We start from the raw sequence: 6,555 nt of genomic DNA, 5'->3' as shown, positions 1-6,555 counted from the left end.
TGATGCGCGTGCTCGTCAGTCATACGCTTCACGTCCACCGCATCTCACCGCAACGTTCGTGACGATCGCGAGCCGCCCCTCATTCGGGTGAGACGCGCGGAGTTAAATCACTGATTTGCCCGACGGCGGAAGCGGAATGTTTTTTGTACGAGGGCTGGACGGACCAAATCACGTTGGAATCGCTGGCGAATTTTCTCCTCCGTCATTCCGGGGCATCGCGAAGCGATGAGCCCGGAATCCATTTTACCGCTTGCGCAAGTAGACAAATGGATTCCGGGCTCGCGCTGCGCGCGCCCCGGAATGACGGAGAGTGAGGAGCCCGTGGCCCATCCCTCGAGACGCCGCTTGCGCGGCTCCTCGGGATGAGGACGGCGCTTGTGGCAGCAATCAATAACAGCGGGAAGCGGCGATGGTGTGCAGCTTGGTGTCGCCGAGAAGGTGCGCGGTGAAGGCCGGCGTACCGAACAGTTTTGCAAACGCGGCGTCGCGGATGCTGAGGCCGCCGGCGTAGGCGCCGAAGGCGGGCATCACGGCGCGTTCGCCGTCGCTGGCGAAGCAGCGGCGTTCGACTGCGCGGCCGCGGGTCGAGACGCGGGCCTTGGGATGCAAATGGCCGGCGATCTCGCCGATGGCGCCGGTCGGCTCATGGCGGAATCTGATCCGGCCGATCGCGACTTCGGTAGCGACCATGCCGCCGAGATCGGACGGCAGGGCCGGATCGTGATTGCCCGATATCCAGATCCACTCACGCCGCGTCTGCAGCGCGGTGATGGCGTCGCGATCCTGCGCGCTCATCCGCTCATGCGCGCGCCGGTCATGAAAACTGTCGCCGAGCGCAATCACCATGCGCGGGTCATGCCGGGCAACGACGGCGGCAAGGCCGCCCAGGGTCGCCGCGGTGTCGTAAGGCGGGAGCAGCACGCCGCGTGTGGCGAAGCTCGAACCTTTTTCCAGGTGCAGGTCGGAGACGACGAGCAGGCGCTGCTCTTCCCAGAACAAAGCGCCGGAGAGATCGGCGGCGAACGAAACGCCGGCGACCTCGAAAGTACTTGGAGGGTCGGCAGTAAGAGCCACTTGCTCCGTCATGGCCGGGCTCGTCCCGGCCATCCACGCCTTTCCACACACGCTGAAGCAAAGGACATGGATGCCCGGGACAAGCCCGGGCATGACGGTGTGGAGAGGGATACGCCCCGAAAATTCATTTCCATTGCTACGATGTCTCATGACATCGCCTCTTTCACGAGCTCGTCGGCGGCTTCCGCCAATAGCGCGTCGGATGCTTCGCCATAAACTGACTCGCGGCCGATTTCCAGCATCACCGGGACTGCGAGCGGCGAAACATGCTCCAGTTCCCGATGAGTGATTCGCCCCTGGATGCGCGCGAGCATGTCGCCGAGCCGGCGCAGATCGAGCAGGCCAGTTGCGGCATCGGCACGCGCCGCGCGCAACAGGACATGATCGGCCTGATGCTTGCGCAGGACGTCATAGACAAGGTCGGTCGAGAACAGTACTTGGCGGCGCGATTTCTCCTCACCGGTATGGCGACGCGCGATTAGCCCTGAGATGATGGCGCAATTGCGGAAGGTGCGCTTCATCAGCGCCGATTCGGCGAGCCACGCTTCGAGATCGTCGCCGAGCATGTCGGGGTTGAACAGCGCGTTGAGATCGAGCTGGCCGTGCCGGATCAGAAAAGAGAGATCGCCTAGCCCCCAGATCGCGAGCGCATATTCATTGGCCATGAAGCCGAGCGGCCGGGTGCGGGCGCGCTCCATCCGCCGCGTCAGGAGCATGCCGAGCGTCTGGTGCGCGAGCCGCCCCTCGAAGGGATAGCAGACGAGGTAATGCTTGTTGCCACGTGGAAAAGTTTCGACCAGGAGCTCGCGCACCGCGGGCACACGGGAAAAATCCTTCTGCAGCGACAGCCATTCGTGGACCTGATCCGGCAGCGCATTCCACGCACGGCGATCGTCGAGCAGTTTGCGCACCCGCTCGGCGAGATAGGTGGAGAGCGGGAATTTGCCGCCCATATAGGACGGCACCTTGGCATCCTTGTCATTGGCGCGAGAGACATAGACCTGGTCTTCGACCAGCGCCTCGTAGCGCACCACCTCGCCACCGAAGACAAAAGTGTCGCCGGGCACGAGGCCCTCGATGAAGACTTCCTCGATCTCTCCCAGCACGCGGCCGCTCGGCCAAGCGCGCCAGTCGAGCCGGTGCCGCCGGCGCGTGAGCGCACCAGCCGAACCTTCAGCATGGTTTCCTCGACGATGGTGCCGACGTTGAGACGGTAGCTCTGCCGCACCCGGGGATTGGCGACGCGCCAGCGGCCCTGCTTGTCCTGCTTGATGCGCGCGAAGCGTTCATAGGTCTTCAGCGCATAGCCGCCGGTGGCGACGAAATCGACGATGTCGTCGAAATCGGCCCGCGTCAGCGACGCGTACGGCGCCGACGTCAGCACCTCCTCATACAATTCGTCGGCAAGGAACGGCTCGCCGCAGGCGCAGCCGAGCACATGCTGCGCCAGCACGTCGAGCGCGCCTGATCGCAGCGGCGGCGTGTCCTGCGCATTCTCGGCGATCGCATCGATCGCAACACGGCATTCCAGGACCTCGAAGCGGTTGGCCGGCACCAGCACGGCACGCGAGGCTTCGTCGAAACGGTGATTGGCGCGGCCGATGCGCTGCATCAATCGCGACGAGCCCTTGGGCGCACCGATATTGATGACGAGGTCGACGTCGCCCCAGTCGACGCCGAGATCGAGCGAGGACGTACAGACCACGCCGCGCAGCCTGCCGGCCGCCATCGCATCCTCGACCTTGCGGCGCTGTGCGACGTCGAGCGAGCCGTGATGCAGCGCGATCGCGAGCCCATCGTCGTTCATGCGCCAGAGATCCTGGAACAGCATCTCGGCCTGGCTGCGCGTGTTGACGAAGACCAGCGTGGTCTTGTTCTGCTTGATCAGTTCATAGATCTCACCGAGCGCATGGCGCGCGGTGTGGCCTGCCCAGGGCAGGCGCTCGCGCGTATCCAGCATCTCGACGATCGGCGGCGCAGCGCCGCCGGCGGTGACGACATCAGCGGCGATTTGCGTGGCCGGTTGCTGCGGCACCAGGAAGCGCGCGAGTTGTTCCGGCTCGGCGACCGTCGCCGACAGGCCGATCGCGCGCATCTCCGGCGCGAGCCGCCATAGCCGCGCGAGCCCAAGCGACAACAGGTCACCTCTCTTGGAGGTCACCAGCGCGTGCAATTCGTCGAGCACGATGCGCTTCAAGGAGGAGAACAGGAACGGCGCGTCGTCGGATGACAATAACAACGCGAGCTGTTCGGGCGTGGTGAGCAGGATATCCGGCGGATAACGCCGCTGCCGCTGTCGGCGCGACACCGGCGTATCACCGGTGCGGGTCTCGATCTTGATCGGCAGTCCCATCTCGGCGACCGGCGCTTCCAGATTGCGCGCGATGTCGACCGCGAGCGCCTTCAGCGGGGAGATGTAGAGGGTGTGGAGGCCGCCGGTGCGACGAACGCTGCGCCCGGTGGAGATGAGGTTCGGTCTTGCGCTCTCTTCACTTGCGAGCTGTTTGAGCTCCCTCCCCCTGAAAGGGGGAGGGATGGGGTGGGGGTCCGCCGCTTGCTCCGTGCTCGTGGCTGCCCCCCACCCGTCGCGTTGCACGCGCCGACCTCCCCCTTTCAGGGGGAGGTGAGCACCAGCGCTCAGTTCCACGAGCGTCGGCAGGAATCCTGCCAGCGTCTTGCCAGCGCCTGTGGGCGCGATCAGCAGCGCAGAACGGTTTTCGCGCGCTTTCGCCAACAGCGCGAGCTGATGCTCGCGCGGCGACCAGCCGCGGGCCGCGAACCATTTCTGGAAGCGGAGAGGCAGGAGGGGCTCGGTCTTGGTCGAGGCCACGGGCTGGGTCAGGACTGGCACAGGGTAGAGCTATGCCCTCGAGGACGCTTCGTCGAGGGGCGCTCTCCTCACCTCGCCCCGCCCTTCCGCGGGGAGAGGTCGGATTGCGAAGCAATCCGGGTGAGGGGCTCTCTCCGCACACGCGTCTCTCACCGCCTGCGCGGAGAGAGCCCCTCACCCCAACCCTCTCCCCGCGAAGGGCGGGGAGAGGGAGATGAAGCAGTTCCCCGCCCTACTCCGTCACGGGCTTGTCGGAGATGTCCCAGTCCTTGCCGTTGAAGATCGAGATGTAGAGTGTCTTCATCGGCGTGTAGTCCTCGGGCGTGTAGCTGAAATTGACGCCGTCGAGGAAATAGGGCGAGTGGAAGCCGGCGAGCGTGGTGGCGTGCTTCAGCACATTGGCGCGGGTGAGATCGTCGCCGCAGCGGCGCAGGATTTCCGCCATGGTCGCGACCTGGCCGTAGCCGGCGAACGCGATGGTGTTGTCGGGATCGACATTGGGCAGATATTTCTTCCGCAATTCCTCGAAGGCGAGCACGTCCGGGTCCTTCTCGAAGCGCGGCACGCCGACCTCCTTGGCGTAGCGGATCGCGACGATGCCGGTGGCGTTCTCCAGCCCCGCGGCGTTGAGGATCGAGCGGCCGGTCGAGCCCGCCGAGAGCAAATGCAGCGGCTTCCAGCCAAGCTCGGCGACCTTGCGGATCGACTGCGACGTCGCCTTGCCAGTGGTGATGTTGTAGAAGACGTCGGCGCCCGATTTCGAGAGATTGATGAGCTGCGAGTCGACGGTCGGATCGGTGAGATCATAGGTCTGCTCCATGATCACCTGCGCCTTGCCGCCGGCATCCGCCAACACCTTCTTGAACGGCCCCAGGAAATCGCGGCCGAAATCGTCGTTCTGGTAGAGGATGCCGACCTTGGCGTCCGGCTTCACGCCGACGACGTGCTTGGCCAGAATGCGCGCTTCGGTCGGGTAGAGCGGCAGGCCAGCCATGGTCCATTTGAAATTCTTCGGATCATTCCATTTCGATGCGCCGGTGTTCAGCAGCAATTGCGGCACGCCCTTGGAATTGAGATATTTGTGCACGGCGGTCTGCGGCGCGGTGCCGAGCGAACCATAGAGCGCGAGCACTTCCTCCTGCTCCACCAGCCGACGCGTGGCCTCGACGCATTTCGGCGCGCTATAGGCATCGTCCATGGTCAAGAATTTGACCTTGCGCCCATTGATGCCGCCCTTCTCGTTCAGCATCTGGAAATAGGCTTCGCCGACGCGCCCGAGCACGCCGTACAGCGAGCCGGAGCCGGAATGCGGCACGGTCTGGCCGAGCTTGATCTCGGTGTCGCTCGCGCCCGGATCATATTTCTTCTCGGCGGCCCAGACATAGGGCGCGGGCAAGGTGGATGCGGCGAACGCACTGATGGCGGTGGCGCAGAACTCGCGCCTAGTTTGCTTTTTCATTGTTGTTGTCTCTCCCTAGACGACAACAATGATCAAGATTCCGCCTGGCTCGGCAATACCGAACTTTTGCGTTTGCGACGCAATGCCGCTTGAGCAGTTCCGCGGCGCGGAAAAGATAGCGTGTAGACTCAAGTTTTGCCCGATGTCGTAGCGCGGGTGGAGCGCAGCGCAACCCGGCATCTGCCTCCGCGTCTGCGAGCCGTCCCGGGTTACGCTTCGCTTCACCCGGGCTACGGCACTTACGTCTTGCTCGCGACAACCACCAGGCTGGGGACGGGCACCTTGCCTTCGTTGCGGGTGGAGGCGGGCTGCAGCGCGGATAAGTTCAGGCCTGCGGCCTCGATCGCGGCACCGATGTAAGACTCGCCGTGCGCATAACGCAGCCCGTCGCCAATCACGACGCCTTCGCCATCATGCGTCTCGGCGGTGAAGGCGACGACGCCACCGGATGCGAGCACACGCCCGGCCTCGGACAGCACGGGTGCGAGGTCGCAGACATAGACCATGGCGTCGGCCGCGAGGATGAGGTCGGCGCTGGCGTCATCCTTGTCGCGCAGGCCGTTCAGCATGTCCTGGACCTCGAGATTGGCATAGAGGCCCGTGGCGCGCGCCTGCTCGATCATGCCCGGCGACAGGTCGATGCCGATGAAGCGATCGACGTTCTTGGCAAAGGCTGCCGCCCCGAGCCCGGTGCCGCAGCCGAGATCGATGCCGCGCTTGAAAGAGGCGGGCTTGTTCGCGGCGGCGCGCGCCGAGAGCACCGCCTGGTACAATAGCGACGGGCCGCGATAGCCGAGATCGCGCATCAAGGCCTCGTCGAAGCGCGGCGCGTATTGATCGAACAACGCCTGCACATACGCCTTCGGCATGTCGGACAGTCCTTCCGCGCCGAGTTGCATCAGATGCAGGCTGGCGCCGTGATGGTCCTGTGGATCGCCATCGCGGGCCCGGCGGAAAGCTGCGATCGCCGCCTCGCGTTCGCCGAGCTTTTGTCGGATCTCGCCGAGCACGAACCAGGCGGAGACGAAATGCGGTGCGAGCTCGATCGCCTGCTCGAGCAGGTCGGCGGCGGCGGCGAGATCGCCCCGCATTTGCAGGTCGCGCGCGAATCCATAGCGGCGGTCGGCAACGAGATCGCCGGAGGACAGGAAGAGACGTCTAGGCATACGTCAAGGAACCATATCGTCATGGC

General features: G+C 64.7%; 3 protein-coding genes and 1 pseudogene. All 4 read right to left on the bottom strand.

Translation table 11 applies throughout. The features are described from left to right. Nucleotides 1–387 precede the first annotated feature (387 nt). Nucleotides 388–1,086: a ligase-associated DNA damage response endonuclease PdeM gene (gene pdeM / locus CWO89_RS05800; protein ID WP_245475755.1), complete on the bottom strand. Its 699-nt coding sequence runs from the start codon at nucleotides 1,084–1,086 to the stop codon at nucleotides 388–390. Nucleotides 1,087–1,220: 134 nt separating this feature from the next. Continuing rightward, nucleotides 1,221–3,916: pseudogene (locus tag CWO89_RS46835) on the bottom strand (ligase-associated DNA damage response DEXH box helicase). 220 nt (nucleotides 3,917–4,136) lie between these two features. Next, nucleotides 4,137–5,363: an ABC transporter substrate-binding protein gene (locus tag CWO89_RS05790; RefSeq protein WP_130577678.1), complete on the bottom strand. Its 1,227-nt coding sequence runs from the start codon at nucleotides 5,361–5,363 to the stop codon at nucleotides 4,137–4,139. A gap of 239 nt (nucleotides 5,364–5,602) precedes the next feature. After that, a complete protein-coding gene (locus CWO89_RS05785; RefSeq protein ID WP_130577677.1) occupies nucleotides 5,603–6,529 on the bottom strand; it encodes a class I SAM-dependent DNA methyltransferase in 927 nt (308 codons plus the stop codon). Nucleotides 6,530–6,555: the final 26 nt, after the last annotated feature.

Origin of the sequence: Bradyrhizobium sp. Leo170, from assembly GCF_004296405.1 — a bacterium.
Lineage (GTDB): Bacteria > Pseudomonadota > Alphaproteobacteria > Rhizobiales > Xanthobacteraceae > Bradyrhizobium.
The sequence above is the reverse complement of the archived record's forward strand: the minus strand, read 5'-3'. Positions and strand labels throughout refer to the sequence as shown.

What these genes read in the sequence shown, in the direction of transcription:
- pdeM (WP_245475755.1), bottom strand. Translation starts at nt 1,086, where the DNA reads ATGACGGAGCAAGTGGCTCTTACTGCCGACCCTCCAAGTACTTTCGAG.
- CWO89_RS05785 (WP_130577677.1), bottom strand. Translation starts at nt 6,529, where the DNA reads ATGCCTAGACGTCTCTTCCTGTCCTCCGGCGATCTCGTTGCCGACCGC.
- CWO89_RS05790 (WP_130577678.1), bottom strand. Translation starts at nt 5,363, where the DNA reads ATGAAAAAGCAAACTAGGCGCGAGTTCTGCGCCACCGCCATCAGTGCG.